The organism is Pseudomonas sp. SP16.1, from assembly GCF_052682975.1.
This window is the reverse complement of the sequence record NZ_JBQYFZ010000001.1, coordinates 2,292,104-2,308,850: the sequence shown is the minus strand read 5'-3', so window position 1 is coordinate 2,308,850 and position 16,747 is coordinate 2,292,104. Positions and strand designations below refer to the sequence as shown.

The window sequence follows — 16,747 nt, the reverse complement described above, 5'->3', positions numbered from 1 at the left end:
AAGGAAATTCCCTGATGGTTTCACGACGCGATTTCTTTCTCGGGGCCGGCGCCATCGGCGCTGCGGTGGCCACTTCGGCGGTCAGCCGGGTGGCCATGGCGGCCCTGCCGGAGCCGGTGCTGCAGGCCAGCGCCGACACTCAGCCGCCGCTGCAGCCAGGCAGCGGGCGGCCCTACAATCCGGTGGTGACGCTCAACGGTTGGACCCTGCCATGGCGCATGAACAACGGCGTCAAGGAGTTCCACCTGGTCGCCGAGCCGGTGGTGCGCGAGCTGGCGCCCGGCTACAAGGCTCATCTGTGGGGCTACAACGGCCAGTCGCCGGGGCCGACCATCGAGGTGGTGGAGGGCGACCGGGTGCGCATCTTCGTCACCAACAAGCTGCCCGAGCACACCAGCATCCACTGGCACGGCCAGCGTCTGCCCAACGGCATGGACGGTGTGGCGGGCCTGACCCAGCCGGCGATCCCGGTGGGCAAGACCTTCGTCTACGAGTTCGTCGCCCGTCGCCCCGGCACCTTCATGTACCACCCGCACGCCGACGAGATGGTGCAGATGGCCATGGGCATGATGGGTTTCTGGGTCACCCATCCCAAGGAGCACCACCCGCTGATCAGCGAGGTGGACCGCGACTACTGCTTCCTGCTCAGTGCCTACGACATCGAGCCCGGCGCCTACACGCCGAAAATCATGCAGATGCTCGATTTCAACCTGTGGACCTTCAACAGCCGGGTGTTCCCCGGCATCGACCCGCTGGTGGCGCGCCAGGGCGAGCGGGTGCGCCTGCGCGTCGGCAATCTGACCATGACCAACCACCCGATCCACCTGCACGGCCACGAATTCGAGGTCACCGGCACCGATGGCGGGCCGACCCCGGTCGGCTCGCGCTGGCCGGAGGTGACCACCGATGTGGCGGTGGGGCAGATGCGCCAGGTCGAGTTCATCGCCGACGAGGAGGGCGATTGGGCGCTGCACTGCCACAAGAGTCACCACACCATGAACGCCATGGGCCACGACGTGCCGACCCTGGTCGGCGTCGATCACCGCGACATGACGCGCAAGATCGCCAAGCTGGTGCCGGACTACATGGTGATGGGCGAGCGCGGCATGGCCGACATGGCGGAGATGCAGATGCCGTTGCCGGACAACACCGTGCCGATGATGACCGGCGACGGCCCGTTCGGCTCGGTGGAGATGGGCGGCATGTTCACCATGCTCAAGGTGCGCAAGGACCTGGCGCCGGGGGATTACCGCGACCCCGGCTGGTTCAAGCATCCGGCCGGCACGGTCGCCTATGAATGGAAAGGCGCGCTGGCCAGCCCCAGCCGTTCACACCACGGTGGTGGCCAGTCGATGCCGCTGAAACGGCCACCCGAGGCGCCGGTCGAGATGCAAGTACGCAAACCGGGCGGGCACGCCGGGCATTGATCCCAGCCGGGCTGCGCCCAAGTGGCCCGGCCATCACGCTAATCGAGGAAACAGACCGATGAAATCACTACGACTACTGGCCCTGCCCCTGGCTCTCGGCGGCCTGCTGAGCAGCACCGCGGCGCTGGCCCATAGCGAGGCGCATCAGAGCGAGCACGCCGCCGCGACGGTGGTCAAGGAACAGCAACCCTGGGGCATCGCCGGCGACGCCGCAGAGGTCGATCGCACCATCGAGATCCGCATGACCGACCATATGCGCTTCACCCCGGATCGGCTGCAGGTCAAGCAGGGCGAGACCATCCGCTTCGTCCACCGCAACGACGGCAAGATGCTCCACGAGTTCGTCATCGGCACCCGCGCCGAACTGGACGAGCACGCCGCGCTGATGGCCAAGTTCCCGGGCATGCAGCACGACGAGCCCTATATGGCGCACATCGCGCCCGGACAGCGCGAAGAGATGATCTGGACCTTCAACCGCGCAGGCGAATTCGATTTCGCCTGCCTGATCGCCGGCCACTACCAGGCCGGCATGGTCGGCACCATCCAGGTGCTGGCCGACTGACCCCATGGGAGAAACGAGATGAAAAATACCTTTGTCGTCGCGGCGCTGGCCGCCCTGTTCAGCCTGCCGCTGCAGGCCGCCGACCCCGCTCCGCTGAGCCAGGGCGAGGTGCGCAAGGTCGATGCAGGCGCGCAGAAGATCACCCTGCGCCACGGTCCGATCGCCAGCATCGGCATGCCGCCGATGACCATGGTCTTCGAAGTGCAGCCGGCCAGTCTGCTGGAGGGCGTCGAGGCCGGCGACAAGGTGCGCTTCCAGGCACGCCAGGAAGGCACCCGCTATATCGTCACCGAGCTGCAGGTGGTCGAGTAGCACCGCCGCTCAGCGCTGCGGCTGGGCTGCCGGCAGCTCGCTCGGCACGCCCAGCGGCTGCGCCTGCGGCATGCCGATATGCTGGCCCTGGGAGTAATCGATGCCCAGGGCCAGTACCTTTTCCTGCACCGCCGCCGAATGAACGAACTCGGCCACCGTCTGCATTTTCAGGCTATGGGCGAACTGCACGATGCCCTGGGTCACCGAATAGGCGCTGGGGTCGCTGTCGAGCTGGCGGATCAGGCTGCCGTCGATCTTGATCAGGTCGACATTCAGGCGCAGCAGGTGTTCGAAGTTGCAGTAGCCGGTGCCGAAGTCGTCGATGGCGATGCGGCAGCCCAGGGCCTTGACCTCCTCGATGAAGGCGTGCACCTGGTCGTAGTTGTCGATGCCCTCCGATTCGAGGATCTCGAAGATCAGCCGCGGGCCGAGACCGCTCTGCTGCACCCTGCGCTTGATGGTCTGGCTCAGCTCCGCATCGGTCAGGTCTTCGTAGGACAGGTTGATGGAGAACTCGTAGGGCAGCTCGCGGAAGCGTTCCAGGCATTTGTCCAGCATCACCCGGGTGATCTGCCGGTGCAGGCGGATCTTCTTCGCCACGCCGAGAAAACGTCCCGGGTTGATTACCTGGCCGTCTTCCTCGCGCATGCGCACCAGGCATTCGAACTTGCTGACGCTGCCGTCGTGATTGTCCTGGATGGGCTGGAAATAGGGCATTAGCCGGTCGTCCTGCAGCGCAGCCTTGACCTTGTTGGCCCACAGCAGGTTCTGCTCGTATTCCTCGCGCACCTTCAGCGTCGGGTCGTAGAACAGGTGGTTCTTCTGTTGCAGGCGCGCCAGCTTGAGGGCGATGCCGGCCGAGGCCAGCAGGCTGTCGCGACCCTGGCGCGCCTCGCTGGGGTTCAGGCTGGCGGCGCCGAGGGTGGCGTTGAGGCCGATCTCCTGGCCCTGCCATTCCAGGCGCTGCTGCTGGATGAAACTGCCCAGTTCGCCCATGCGCACCTCAAGTTGCTCGCCGCTGTGGCGCGGCAGCAGCACGGCGAACTCGTCGGCGCTCAGACGGTACAGGCGTGTCTCGCCCGCCGATGCCTGCAGGTGCTGGCTGAGCCGCTCGCCGATATAGCGCAGGATCTGATCGCCGCAGGCGTGGCCATAGAAGCCGTTGATCTCCTTGAAAGCGTCGAGATTGAGCAGGATCAGGCTCGGTCTCGGCGTGCGTTCCAGGTCGAGCAGCAGGCGGGCGCGATTGGGCAGCTGGGTCAGCGGATCGGTGTAGGACGCCTCCAGCTGGCGCATGGTGTTGGTGATCAGGCGCAGCAGCAGGGCGCCGAGTATCAGCACCACCAGGGCGGTGAGAGCGAGGATGCGCTGGTTGCTCTGGCGCATCGGCGCCAGCACGGCGTCGATCTCGTTCTGCGGCACGCCGATGCCGAACAGCATGTCGGCGCGGGTCATGGCGAACAGGAGGGCGTAGCGTTGTGCGCCGACTCGCAGTTCGCGGCTGTACAGCGGCGCGCGTTCGCCGCCGGGAGCGGCAGGTGCGGTGGCGTCGCGGACCAGCTGCTCGGCGAGTATGGCGTCCATGATGCGCTGTCCGGCCGCGGCGTCGTCCTGCTCGCCGAGGCTGGTCAGCTTGCGGTTGTCGCGGTCGAGCAGGAAGGAAAAGGTATTGGGCGTGAGCTTGATGTCGCTGATCAGGCGCACCACCTGGTCGCTGCGCCAGTCGCTGGTGGCCAGGCCGATCGGGCGCCCGCGGGCGTCGCGCAGCGGCGTGGCCAGGGTGATCACCGCGGCATCGGACAGCGGGTTGTAGTAGGCGGCGCTCCACAGCAGCGGCTCGGCCAGCGCCTGGCTGCGCTCGCGCTGCTCGGTGCGCAGGCTGCGGTACCAGTCCCGCCGGCGCGGATCGTCGGCTTGGCGCAGCACCTCGATGCGCTGGTCCGGGCCCCAGTGGGCGTAGATGGCCGGTGCCTGGCCGAGCGCGGGGAAGCGTCCCGGCTCGAACCACAGACCGATGCCGAAGGCTTCGGGAAAGTCGCGCAGCTTCTGCTCCAGTTGCGGCGCCAGCTCGTCGGCCAGGCCGCTGTTCTGCAGCCGCTCGCCGAGGCGCGCGAGAGACTCGGTGTGCTGCTCCATGCGCCGGTGATGGCCGTTGATGCGCCCGAGATTGGCGTAGAAGCTGTCCTCGATCTGGCTGCGGCGCAGTTCGGCCATGGCGCGTTGCGAGAAGTCCAGGTTGAGCGTCGACATCACCCACATGGCGGCGATGAACAGTGCCACCAGCAGCATGACCAGCAGCATCAACCACTGCTTCGACGAACGCAGCGGTACGTTCGGCAGGCGCGCTCGGGCGGCCATCAGCGCTGCTGCTCCAGGCTTCGCCGCACCTGCGCTTGTGCCTGGGCTATCTGCCCGTCGTCGACCTGCAGGCGTAGCTGCTGGAGCCGGGCGCCGGCGCGTGACTCGCCGTTCTCCTGCGCCAGACTCAGCCAGACATAGGCTGCGGCGGCGTCGACCGGCACGCCGTGGCCTTGCGCGTACAGCTCGCCGAGCTGGTACTGGGCACCGGCGCTGCCCTGGCGGGCGGCACGCAGCAGCCAGTCGCGCGCCTTGCCGGCGTCGGCGGCGACACCTTCGCCGTTCAGGTAGAGCAGGCCGAGGGCCAGCTGCGCCTCGCGGTGCCCCTGCCTGGCGGCCTGCTCGAAGCGCTGACGGGCCTTGCCAGGGTTGGCCTTCGTGCCCTGGCCACGCTGATGCATGCGTGCACTCTGGTACTGGGCGCGCGCCAGGCCCTGAGCCGCGGCCTGCTCGAACCAGCCCAGGGCGGTAGCCGGGTCCTGCTCCACACCCTGGCCGCGCAGGTAGAGCAGGCCCAACTGGTAGCTTCCGTCGGGCGAGTGTTCGGCGGCGCGGCGCGCCCAGCTCAGCGCCTCGGGGTATTGCTCGAGGCTGCTGGCAATCACCGACAGGTTGTACTGTGCCTTGCCGTCGCCCGCTTCGGCCGGTCCCCGGCAGGCGTCACGGGCCTGGCTGTAGTTGTTGATGGTGAACAGCAGGTAGCAATTGTCGGCCTGCTGGCGATCGACGGCAGGCGGGGCGGGCGCGGCCTTGGCGTCGGGTTTGCTGGGCGCACCCACGGTCGTGGCGCCGCCGGTCGGCGGTGCCGGCGCGACGAGGGCGGCGAAATCGGCGACCTGCGCCGGACAGGCGTCGCCATAGCTGGCACGTAGCTGCTGCAGGTTGCCCCGGGTCTTGTCGCGCTCGGCATAGCGGGCGGCGATCTTCTGGCAGCGGCGCTGGCGTTCTTCTTCGACCTGGCGCAGATGGGCGGCGCGGCTGGCATCGCTGCCGTGCTGCTGCAGATACTGGCTCAGCGGGGTGATATAGGGCTGATCGAACAGCTCGGCGAGCTCCTGATCGTACTGCGCGTTGCTCTGCGATGCGCTCCAATTGCCCAGGCTCTGCGCCTTCTGACTGATCAGTTCGCCGGTCTTGCTCAGCAGATCGGCCGATCTGGCGATGAAGCCGTCCTGCGGCGGCACGCTAGAGCAGCCGCTCAACCAGGCGAGACAAATGAGGCAGGCGATCAGGGTGCGCACGGTTTTCCCCAGCTTCGCAGCTGCCGAGGCGACGGGCCGCTTCGGCGTGTCGGCCTGATTACTCTAGTCGAAAACGGCGTGGGGCGATGGTCCGTCAGGCGGGCTGCGGGCTGCCAGGGAGCCGGCCGCGGCTGGAACCAGCCGCGGCCGGCTGGCGCTTAGTTGAGCGCGTCGGTCAGTGCCTTGGCGGGAACCAGCTTGATCACCTTCTTCGCGGCGATCTCGATGCTCTTGCCGGTCTGCGGGTTACGGCCGGTGCGCGCCGGACGCTCGCTGACCTTGAGCTTGCCGACGCCGGGCAGGGTGATCTCGCCGTCGTTTTCCAGGGCGTCGCTGACAATTTCGCCCAGCTGATCGAGCAGGGTGCGTACCGTGGTCTTCGGCAGGTCTACGGCCTCGGCCAGGTCGCCGATCAGTTGGTCTTTGGTGATTGCCATGATGTAACTCCGTTCTCAGATAGGTTTTTCGGCCGCGGCCCAGACTTGGGTGGCGCGGCCGAACGCGGGGACGCTAGCATAAAAGCCCGCCGTGGGTGGTCGCCGAGACGCCGCGGTGAGCTTGTTTGGCTGCCATCCCGGCCCAGAGGTTCCTGCGTTCCGCTGAACGGCCTCGCCGTTCGACCAAGCTACGGCTACCGGGTCTGCACGGCAGAGCCCTCATGTTGTCTTCGCCGACCTTGGCTTTCGCTGGAAGATCGCGCTGCCGATCCTGCTGCTCAACGCCGAGCGCGATCTCTCGCGGGTGTTCGTCGCCGGCGCAGCCTGCTCGGCGAGGATGGCGACGGGCGGGCCGCAGCATTGCGCGCCTCGCACGGCGAAAACCTGCAGCAGGCCCAAGGCCGCGTGCACAGGTTCGCCGCATGCAGCCGGGTGGCGGGGCGCTGAGCGTCACCGGCGATTCGATGCAACGCAGCAACGACATGGCGGCGCAGATCGCCGGCGCCTGCGAGCAGCAGAGCCGTGTCACCGAGGAGATCGCGCGCAATACCAGCGATATCCGCGATCTGTCCAAGAAGGCGCTGCAAGCCTCGCAGCACCCGGCAGCTGTCCGAGCTGTCGCACGGGCTGGCCCAGCTGGTGGGTCGTTTCCGCGTCTAAGTGATTGAAGTGGTTGTAACTTTGCGTTTAGTCGTTACAATGGCGCGGCTCGTCGCCAGGCGAGCAGCGTTATGGTGGCCCCGCCGGTCCCCTCGCAACGATCAGCCGTGAACCCGGTCAGGCCCGGAAGGGAGCAGCCGTAGCGGTGACATCGTGTGCCGGGGTGTGGCTGGTGGGGTCCACCTCCAGTCTCCCTCCTATATTTCCCTCGCGTTACCTTCAAGTCTGCCGCCGCCCGGCCTGCTTCCGCTCTGCCCCTTGCCCGACACATGGCGAATCCACGACTCGGCAGACTCGCCGCTTCGCGCGACGCACCTCGTCGCCAAATGCTGGCAAACTTGGCCATCGTTTTTCGACAGGAGGCAGTCGATGCCCGCCAGCCAGGAGCTATCCCCCGGCCTTATCGTGATCCACGGCAACCATCTGGAGGAGCTGCGCGCCCTGGCGGTGCAATGGATGCGGCGCTACCCGCTGCGGCCGCTGGAGAACGAGGTGCTGCTGGTGCAGAGCAACGGCATCGCCCAGTGGCTCAAGCTGGCACTGGCCGAACGGGACGGCTGCGGCATCGCCGCGGCGCTGGACGTGGATCTGCCGGCGCGCTTTCTCTGGCAGGCCTATCGCAGCGTGCTCGGGCGCGACGCCATTCCGCCGCAGTCGCCGCTGGACAAGGCGCCGTTGACCTGGCGCCTGATGCGCCTGCTGCCCGGCCTGCTGAGCCACGATGCCTTCGCGCCGCTGCGCCGCTTTCTCGCCGACGACCGCGACCTGCGCAAGCGCCACCAGCTGGCCGAGCGCCTGGCCGATCTGTTCGACCAGTACCAGGTCTACCGCACCGACTGGCTGGCGGACTGGGCGGCGGGGCAGGATCGCCTGCGCACCTCGCGCGGCGGCGAGCGCGAGCTGGACGAGGCCTCGCGCTGGCAGCCGGCGCTGTGGCGTGCGCTGCTGGCCAATGTGGGCGAGCAGCACCTGGCGGAAAGCCGCGCCGGCGTGCATCCGCGTTTCGTCGCCCGCCTGCGCGAGCTGGACGCCGCACCGCCCGGCCTGCCGCGGCGGATCACGGTGTTCGGCATCTCCTCGCTGCCGGCCCAGGTGCTGGAGGCGCTGGCCGCCATGGCCCGCTTCAGCCAGGTGATGCTCTACGTGCACAACCCCTGCCAGCATCACTGGGGCGACATAGTCGAGGACAAGGACCTGTTACGTCACCAGTACCGCCGCCAGCAGCGCAAGGGCGAGCCGGCCGGGCAGATCGGCCTGTTCGACGAGGCCGAGGTGCACCAGCACGCCCAGCCGCTGCTGGCCGCCTGGGGCAAGCAGGGTCGCGACTACATCAATCTGCTCGATCAGTACGACGAGCCGCAGCGCTACCGCGAGGCGTTCGAGCGCATCGACCTGTTCAGTCCGGCGCGCGAGGACAGCCTGCTCGGCCAGCTGCAGAACGACATCCTCGACCTGCGCCCGCTGCAGGAAAGCCGCAGCCTCTGGCCGCCAGTGAATCCGGCGGTCGATCGCTCGCTGCGCTTTCACATCGCCCACAGTGCCCAGCGCGAGGTGGAGGTGCTGCACGACCAACTGCTGGCCTGTTTCAGCGAGGATGCCACGCTGCGCCCGCGCGACGTGATCGTCATGGTGCCGGACGTCAACGCCTACGCGCCGCACATCCAGGCGGTGTTCGGCCAGTTCGCCGGCGACGATCCGCGCTACATCCCCTTCACCCTGGCCGACCAGGGGCTGCGCGGCAAGGAGCCTTGGCTGATCGCTCTGGAACATCTGCTGCAACTGCCGGATAGCCGCTTCAGCGTCAGCGAGGTGCTCGACCTGCTGGACGTGGCCGCGCTTCGCGCGCGTTTCGCCATCGGCGAGGACGAGCTGCCGACGCTGCGCCGCTGGCTGGAGGGCGCCGGCATTCGCTGGGGGCTGGACGCGCGCCAGCGCGAGGCGCTCGGCCTGGGCCAGGGGCTGGAACAGAACACCTGGCGTTTCGGCCTGCGTCGCATGCTGCTGGGCTACGCGGTGGGCGACGCCGGCGCCTACGGCGATATCGAACCGTATGATGAGATCGGTGGCCTCGACGCGGCATTGATCGGCCCGCTGACGCGCCTGCTCGAGGCGCTCGATCGGCTGTTACAGCAGTTGTGCGAGCCGGCCACGCCTGGGGGCTGGGGCGAGCGTCTGCGCGAGCTGCTGGCGGACTTCTTCCTGCCGCAGGACGAGCGCGACGAGGTGCTGCGCAATCAGTTGCTGGAGGCGCTCGATGGCTGGCTGGAGCTGTGCGACAACGCCACCCTGCAGGAGGCGTTGCCGCTGCCGGTGGTGCGCGAGGCCTGGCTCGGCGATCTGGATCAGGGCCGGCTCAGCCAGCGTTTTCTCGCCGGCGCGGTGAATTTCTGCACCCTGATGCCGATGCGGGCGATTCCCTTCCGCCAGGTCTGCCTGCTCGGCATGAACGACGGCGACTACCCGCGCAGCCAGGCGCCGCTGGATTTCGACCTGATGGCCGGCGACTACCGCCCCGGCGATCGCTCGCGCCGCGAGGACGACCGCTACCTGCTGCTGGAGGCGTTGCTGGCGGCGCGCGATCGCCTCTACATCAGCTGGGTCGGCCGCAGCATCCGCGACAACAGCGAGCGGCCGCCCTCGGTGCTGGTGGGCCAGTTGCGTGATCACCTGGCCAGCGCCTGGCGCCTGGCCGGCGAGGGTGAGCTGTTGGCTGCCCTGACCACCGAGCATCCGCTGCAGCCGTTCAGCCGCCGTTACTTCACCGATCAGCCGGCGCTGTTCAGCTATGCCCACGAATGGGCCGCGCTGCATGGCCAGGCGGTGTCTCCGCCGGCGTCCGGGCAAGCCTTGCCAATCTGGGAGGAGGGGCGGCTTATCGGTCCGGAATTGCTGCAGAGCTTCTTGCGCGATCCGGTCAAGTGTTTCTTCACCCGCCGCCTCAAGGTCCATCTGGACGAGCAGCAGCAGCCGCAGCTCGATAGCGAACCCTTCGCCCTGGACGGCCTGGCGCGTCATCAGCTGCAGGAACGCTTGCTGAAATCCGCCGCTCCGGGGCGGGAACCGCCACCGCAACGGGCGCTGCTGGATGCCGCCGCGCGGATACGGCGCAGCGGCGTGCTGCCGCTGGCCGGCTTCGGCGAGCAGTGCGCGGCGGCGCTGCTCGAACCGTTGCCGGCGCAGCTGCAACGCTACCAGGCGCTTTGCCTGCTGTGGCCGCAGGTGGTGGAGTCGCCGCTGGCCCTGAGTTTCCTCGCCGAAAGCGTGCGCCTGGAGGGCTGGCTCTCCGGCTTGCGCCAGCGGGCCGATGGCAGCCTGGCGCGCCTGGAGTTGCTGCCCGGTGCGCTGGCCAAGGACAGCGGCTGGAAATGGCACCGCCTGTTGCGCGCCCACGTGCTGCATGTGCTGGCGGCGGCCTGCGGCACGCCGATCAGCACCCTGCTGGTGGGCGAGGACCGCAGCCTGGCGTTCGATCCGCCATCGTCCGAAGCGGCGGGCGCGCAGCTCGCTGCCTGGTTGGCGGCCTGGACGGTCGGCATGCAGATGCCGCTGCCGGTGGCTCTGAAGACCTCGCTGGCCTGGCTGCAGGAGGAGAACGACGACAAGGCGCGTGCGGTCTACGAAGGCGGCTACAACCAGGCGGGCGAGGTGGCGAGCAGCGCCAGCCTGGCCCGGCAATTTCCCGATTACGCGGCGCTGAGCGCCGATGGCGGCTTCGCTCGCTGGAGCGAAAGCCTGTACCGACCGTTGTTGAACAGCGCGCCGCGGGCGCTCGAGGAGGGCCAGGCATGAGCGTGCTCGAACGACCCCTGGCGCTGCGCTTTCCCCTGCATGGCAGCCGCCTGATCGAAGCCAGCGCCGGCACCGGCAAGACCTACACCATCTCCGCGCTCTACCTGCGCCTGATCCTGCGTCACGGCGGCGAGGCGGCCTTCCGCGAGCCGCTGCTGCCGCCGCAGATTCTGGTGGTGACCTTCACCGATGCGGCCACCCGCGAGCTGCGCGACCGCATCCGGGCGCGGCTGGTGGAGGCGGCGGCGGTGTTCCGCGACGATCGCCAGGGCGATGCCCTGCTCGCCGCCTTGCGCGCGGATTTCCCGGCGGCACAGTGGGCCGACTGCGCCCACCGTCTGGAACTGGCCGCGCAATGGATGGACGAGGCGGCGGTCTCCACCATCCACGGCTGGTGTCAGCGCATGCTGCGCGAGCACGCCTTCGACAGCGGCAGCCTGTTCAGCCAGACCCTGGAAACCGACCACAGCGAACTGCTGGCCGAGGTGGTGCGCGACTACTGGCGCCAGCATTGCTACCCGCTGCAGGGCGCCGCGCTGCAGTGGGTGGCGCAGAGCTGGGGCACGCCGAGTGGCCTCGGGGTGCGCCTGCGGCCGTTGCTCGGCGAAGCGCTCGAGCCCGACGAGCGGCGGCTCGACGAACTGCTGCAGACCGCGCTGACGGCTCGGCAGGCGGATCTGGCCGAGCTCAAGGCGCCCTGGAGCGCCTGGGCGGACGAGCTGCAGGGGCTGCTGGAGGCCGGCGCCGTCGCCAAGCAGGTGGACGGTCGCAAGCTCCAGTCGCGTTATTTCCTGCCCTGGTTCGACAAGCTGCGCAGCTGGGCGTGCGGCGAGGATGACCAGCTCGAACTCGGCGGCGGCTTCACCCGCCTGACGCCCGCCGGGCTGGCCGAGGCCTGGAAGGGCGAGGCACCGACGCATCCGGCGCTGGACGCCATGCTCCTGCTTCCCGGCCGGCTCGCGGCATTGGCCGATCCGGCCGAGGCGGCGCTGCGCCACGCGGCGGCCTGGGTACGCCATCGCTTCGACCGGGAGAAGCGCCAGCGTGCGGAAATGGGCTTCGACGACATGCTCACCCGCCTCGATGCCGCCCTGCAGGGCGACAACGGGCCGCGCCTGGCCGAGGTGATCCGGCGCCAGTTCCCGGTGGCGCTGATCGACGAGTTCCAGGACACCGATCCGCTGCAGTACCGCATCTTCGACAGCCTCTATCAGGTGGAGGCGAACCGCGACGACAGCGGCCTGTTCATGATCGGCGACCCGAAGCAGGCGATCTATTCCTTCCGCGGCGCGGACATTCACACCTATCTGCGTGCGCGTCGCGCCACCGCCGGTCGCCACTACAACCTGGAGACCAATTTCCGCTCCAGCACGCAGATGGTGGACGCCGTCAATACCATCTTCCAGTGCGCCGAGCAGCGCGAGGGTGGGGCGGGTGCCTTCCTGTTCCGCGACGACCTGCCGTTCATCCCGGTGTCGGCGCAGGGACGGCAGGAGGTCTGGACGGTGGACGCCCAGGCGCAGCCGGCGCTGACGCTCTGGCAACTGGCGAGCGACGAGCCGCTGGCCAAGGGCCGCTACCTCGATGCGCTGGCCGGCGGCACTGCCAGCGAGATCGTCCGCTTGCTCGATCTCGGCCAGCGGCAGCGCGCCGGCTTCAGCCGGGACGGCGTGCTGACGCCCCTGCGGCCCAGCGATATCGCCGTGCTGGTGCGCGACTTCAACGAGGCCCAGGCCATTCGTGGCGAGCTCGCCGCGCGCGGGGTGCGCAGCGTCTACCTGTCGGACAAGGACTCGGTGTTCGCCGGCCAGGAGGCCCGCGACCTGCTGCTGTGGTTGCGCGCCTGTGCCGAGCCGGACCAGGATCGTCCACTGCGCGCCGCCCTGGCCAGCGCCACCCTGGGCCTGGCGCTGGACGAACTGGAGCGGCTCAATCTCGACGAACGCAGCTGGGAGCGCCGGGTCCTGCAGTTTCGCGACTACCGTCAGCGCTGGCAGCGGCAGGGCGTATTACCGATGCTGCGTCAGCTGCTCCAGGATTTCGCCTTGCCCCAACGGCTAATGGAGCGGGCTGACGGCGAGCGGGTGTTGACCAACCTGCTGCATCTGGCCGAACTGCTGCAACAGGTGGCCGGCGAGCTGGATGGCGAGCAGGCGCTGATCCGCCACCTGAGCGAGTCGCTGGCCGGCGAAGGCCAGGCCGCCGACGAGCAGGTGCTGCGCCTGGAAAGCGACGAAGCGCTGGTGCGGGTGGTGACCATCCATAAATCCAAGGGCCTGGAATATCCGTTGGTATTCCTGCCCTTTGTTTGCGCCTTCCGCCCGGTGGACGAGAAGAAGCCGCTGCTGGTCCATGACGGTGAGCGTCGTCGTCTGGTGCTCAAGGCCGACGAGGCCACCGTCGCGCAGGCCGAGCGCGAACGCCTCGGCGAGGATCTGCGCCTGCTCTACGTGGCGCTGACCCGCGCCCGCCATGGCTGCTGGCTCGGTATATCCGACCTGAAGATCGGCAATGGCAAGAAATCGCGGTTGCACGAGTCCGCCCTCGGCTACCTGCTGGGCGGCGGCGTGCCGCTGGCCGGTAGTGCGGGTCTTGCCGGCTGGCTGGCGCCATTCGCGGACGCGCCGCGCACCACGCTGGCGCCGGTGCCGGAAGCCGGCGAGCAGCGCTATCGGGTGCAGGACGACGAACAGTTCGTCCCCCGTTGGCGCATCCCGACGCGCCGCGCCGCCGAGCACTGGTGGATCGCCTCCTACAGCGCCCTGCGCCTCGACGAGGACGCACCGGCCACGGTCAGCCGCCATGTGGACGCTGCGCCGGACAATCCGGCCATGCAGAACGCCAGCGACGACGAGAGCTCGGAACTGGCCCTGCCACCGCTGCCGGCCTCGGCCCAGGGCCTGCATCGCTTTCCCCGTGGCCCCAACCCCGGCACCTTCCTCCACGGCCTGCTGGAAATGGCGGCGCAGGAGGGCTTCGCCCAGCTCGCCGCCGATCCCCTCGCGCTGCGCGAGGCCCTGGCGCGGCGTTGCCAGCGGCGCGGCCTGGAAAGCTGGATCGATCCGCTGCAGCAATGGCTGCAAGGGTTGCTGGTGCAGCCGCTGCCGCTTGGCGACGGCGAGGCGGTCTGCCTGGCCGAGCTGTCGCAGTACCAGGCGGAGCTGGAGTTCTGGTTCGAGGCGCGGGCTGTCGACGTGCGCCGCCTGGACCAGCTGGTGCAGCGCTGCGAACTGCCCGGCATCGCCCGGCAACCACTGCGGGCGGACATCCTGAACGGCATGTTCAAGGGCTTTATCGACCTGGTGTTCGAGCATCAGGGGCGCTACTACGTGGCCGACTACAAGTCCAACTGGCTGGGCGCCGACGACGGCGCCTACACCCGCGACGCCATGGCGGCGGCCATGGCCAGCCACCGCTATGACCTGCAGTACGTGCTGTACGTGCTGGCCCTGCACCGACAGCTACGCCTGCGCCTGGCCGATTACGACTACGATCGCCACCTGGGCGGCGCGCTCTATCTGTTCCTCCGCGCACCGGCACACGGCGTCTACCTGGCGCGGCCGCCGTGTGAGCTGATCGAGCAGCTTGATGCACTGTTTATGGGTGAAGCAGAGGAGGCCGTGGCATGAATCCGACCCTGTCGCCGGCGCTGCGCGAGCGCACCGAACTCTTCGCCCAGCTGGCCGCCTGGAGCGAGCGCGGCTGGCTGCGGGAACTGGACCGTGCCCTAGCGCAGTTCCTCGCCGAACTGGACCCGGATGCCTCGCCGCTGCTGATCCTCGGCGCCGCCCTGGCCAGCCATCAACTCGGCCAGGGGCATGTCTGCCTGGACCTGGCGGCGACCCTGGCCAACCCGGACTTCACCCTGTCCCTGCCGCCGGAAGGGGAGAATACCGAGACGGCGACGCTGCTGCCGTCCCAGGTATTGGCGGGGCTCGAGTTGGAACAGTGGTTGGCGGCCTGCGTCGGCAGTTCGCTGCTGGAAGGCCAGGGCGCGCCGCTGGTGCTGGCCGGCTCCCGCCTTTATATGCGGCGCTACTGGGATTACGAGCGCCGCGTGGCGAGCCATATCGCCCAGCGCCTGCGGTCGGATTCCGCGGCACCGGCCGATCTCCCGGTGCGTCTGGCCACGCTGTTCCCCGAACCCCTGATCCTGGATGGCGAGCGCCTGACCGACTGGCAGAAGCTGGCCTGTGCCCTGGCGGCCCAGGGGCGCTTCACCCTGATCACCGGCGGGCCCGGTACCGGCAAGACCACCACCGTGGTGCGCCTGTTGGCGTTGCTGCAGGAGGCGGCGATGGCCGCCGGGGCGCCGTTGCGTTTGAGTCTGGCGGCGCCCACCGGCAAGGCGGCGGCGCGCCTCACCGAGTCCATCGGCGGGCAGGTGGCCTCGCTGCCGGTGGCGGACGCCGTGCGGCAGCAGATTCCCAGTACGGTGACCACGCTGCATCGTCTGCTGGGCAGTCGCCCGGACAGCCGCCACTTCCGCCACGATGCCGGCAATCCGTTACCGCTGGATGTGCTGGTGGTGGACGAAGCGTCGATGATCGATCTGGAGATGATGGCTAATCTGCTGGACGCTCTGCCGGCTCATGCACGGTTGATCCTGCTGGGCGACAAGGATCAGCTCGCCTCGGTGGAGGCCGGGGCGGTGCTGGGCGATCTGTGCCGGGAAGCGGAGGCCGGTGGCTATAGCGCCGCGACCCGTGCCTGGCTGGAGGCACAGACCGGCGAGCGGATGGTCGATCCTACGCTGGTGCCGGGCGAGCACGCGCTGGCCCAGCATATCGTCATGCTACGCCACTCGCGGCGCTTCGCCGGGGCCTCCGGCATCGGTCGCCTGGCCCGCGTGGTGAACCAGGCCGATGCCCAGGCCGCTCGCGGTGTCCTGGCGGCCGGCAGCGACGATTTGCATGTACTGCGTCTTTCCGGCGAGCAGGACCGCGCCTTGGAGCATTTGCTGCTGGAGGGACTGGTGGGCGGCGCACGCCGAGCCCTGGGCTATGCCCATTACCTGCAGGTGATGCGAGCGGAGCGTCCGGCGCCGGTCGCTGATATCCAGGCCTGGGATAGCTGGGCGGGCGAGGTGCTGGCGGCCTTCGATCAGTTCCAGTTGCTTTGCGCGGTACGCAAGGGGCCTTGGGGCGTCGAAGCGCTGAACCAGCGCATTGCAGAGGCGCTGCATCGGCGAGGGTTGCTGGAACAGGAGCATGGCTGGTTTGAAGGGCGGCCGGTGCTGGTGACCCGCAACGATTACAGCCTGGGGCTGATGAACGGCGATATCGGTATCGCCCTGCGCCTGCCCGAGCCGCCGGAGTTTTCCGGTGCGCCGCTGCGCCAGGTGCTGCGCGTGGTATTTCCGCGCAACGATGGCAGTGGCGCGTTGCGTCATATCCTGCCGAGTCGGCTGGGCGCGGTGGAGACGGTATTCGCCATGACCGTGCACAAGTCGCAGGGTTCGGAGTTCGCTCACTGTGCGCTGATCCTTCCGGACAACCTCAATCCGGTACTGACAAAGGAATTGGTGTACACCGGAGTCACCCGGGCGCGGCACTGGTTCAGCCTGGTAGAGACCCGCGTCGGCATCTTCGAGCAGGCGGTGTTGCGGCGGGTCGAGCGGCGCAGCGGTCTGCGCGAGGCCCTGGAGAGCTGAGGGCTTAATTCTTTTCAGAAAGGTGTTGACGCGTTTCTATCAGGCGGTAGAATGCGCGCCACTTCAGCGATGAAGCTCTTCGAAAACTTCTTGTTAATCAATAAGTTAAGTTTGAAAGAGGGGTTGCAAAGCTGGGTGTGGCGTGTAAAATGCGCGCCGGTCGACAGGGTGGTGGTTTGATCCTGTCGGCGCTTCGGTCGAGCGGATCGAAGGCGGTTGAAAGAGGTGGTTGACAGTGGTTTTGAACACTGTAGAATGCGCCTCCCGCTGACGAGAAGCTGGTCTGATCGGAGGCGCAAGTGGTTGAG

10 protein-coding genes and 1 other RNA gene are annotated in these 16,747 nt (G+C 68.3%); 8 read left to right on the top strand and 3 right to left on the bottom strand.

Annotation, left to right across the window (positions count from 1 at the left end; genetic code table 11):
- The first annotated feature begins 14 nt into the window (after nt 1-14).
- The 3 genes from ACUTAF_RS11160 to ACUTAF_RS11150 are packed head-to-tail and all read left to right on the top strand — an operon-like array spanning nt 15 to nt 2,301.
- On the top strand, nt 15-1,427 hold the full coding sequence (locus tag ACUTAF_RS11160) for a multicopper oxidase family protein (RefSeq protein WP_445580015.1): 1,413 nt from the start codon (nt 15-17) through the stop codon (nt 1,425-1,427).
- A 58-nt stretch (nt 1,428-1,485) separates the two neighbouring features.
- Nucleotides 1,486-1,989, top strand: a complete 504-nt coding sequence (locus tag ACUTAF_RS11155) for a cupredoxin domain-containing protein (RefSeq protein WP_445580014.1) — start codon at nt 1,486-1,488, stop codon at nt 1,987-1,989.
- Nucleotides 1,990-2,007: 18 nt separating this feature from the next.
- Nucleotides 2,008-2,301, top strand: coding sequence for a copper-binding protein (locus ACUTAF_RS11150; protein ID WP_445580013.1), 294 nt, complete (start codon nt 2,008-2,010; stop codon nt 2,299-2,301).
- Between the two features lie 9 nt (nt 2,302-2,310).
- Here the strand turns inward: ACUTAF_RS11150 and ACUTAF_RS11145 are convergent, their stop codons facing one another.
- The 3 genes from ACUTAF_RS11145 to ACUTAF_RS11135 form a co-directional block, all read right to left on the bottom strand.
- A complete protein-coding gene (locus tag ACUTAF_RS11145) occupies nt 2,311-4,659 on the bottom strand; it encodes an EAL domain-containing protein (protein ID WP_445580012.1) in 2,349 nt (782 codons plus the stop codon).
- Nucleotides 4,659-5,900 carry a tetratricopeptide repeat protein gene (locus ACUTAF_RS11140; protein WP_445580011.1) on the bottom strand — a complete coding sequence of 414 codons (1,242 nt, stop codon included), beginning with the start codon at nt 5,898-5,900 and terminating at the stop codon, nt 4,659-4,661. Before ACUTAF_RS11140 ends, ACUTAF_RS11145 begins: the two co-directional genes overlap by 1 nt.
- 158 nt (nt 5,901-6,058) lie before the next feature.
- The gene (locus tag ACUTAF_RS11135) at nt 6,059-6,337 is read right to left on the bottom strand and encodes an HU family DNA-binding protein (protein ID WP_445580010.1); all 279 of its coding nucleotides are present in this window, start codon (nt 6,335-6,337) and stop codon (nt 6,059-6,061) included.
- Between the two features lie 422 nt (nt 6,338-6,759).
- Here ACUTAF_RS11135 and ACUTAF_RS11130 point away from each other — a divergent pair, with 422 nt between their 5' ends.
- The 5 genes from ACUTAF_RS11130 to recD all read left to right on the top strand — a co-directional run bounded on the left by ACUTAF_RS11130 (nt 6,760) and on the right by recD (nt 16,439).
- On the top strand, nt 6,760-7,005 hold the full coding sequence (locus ACUTAF_RS11130; RefSeq protein WP_445580009.1) for a hypothetical protein: 246 nt from the start codon (nt 6,760-6,762) through the stop codon (nt 7,003-7,005).
- Nucleotides 7,006-7,078: 73 nt separating this feature from the next.
- Nucleotides 7,079-7,175: signal recognition particle sRNA small type (ffs, locus tag ACUTAF_RS11125), an RNA gene on the top strand.
- 191 nt (nt 7,176-7,366) lie between these two features.
- On the top strand, nt 7,367-10,786 hold the full coding sequence (gene recC / locus ACUTAF_RS11120; RefSeq protein ID WP_445580008.1) for an exodeoxyribonuclease V subunit gamma: 3,420 nt from the start codon (nt 7,367-7,369) through the stop codon (nt 10,784-10,786).
- Nucleotides 10,783-14,415 (top strand): exodeoxyribonuclease V subunit beta, encoded by a 3,633-nt coding sequence (gene recB / locus ACUTAF_RS11115; RefSeq protein WP_445580007.1) that lies wholly within the window; start codon nt 10,783-10,785, stop codon nt 14,413-14,415. Before recC ends, recB begins: the two co-directional genes overlap by 4 nt.
- Nucleotides 14,412-16,439 carry an exodeoxyribonuclease V subunit alpha gene (recD, locus tag ACUTAF_RS11110; protein ID WP_445580006.1) on the top strand — a complete coding sequence of 676 codons (2,028 nt, stop codon included), beginning with the start codon at nt 14,412-14,414 and terminating at the stop codon, nt 16,437-16,439. Before recB ends, recD begins: the two co-directional genes overlap by 4 nt.
- The last annotated feature ends 308 nt before the right edge of the window (nt 16,440-16,747 follow it).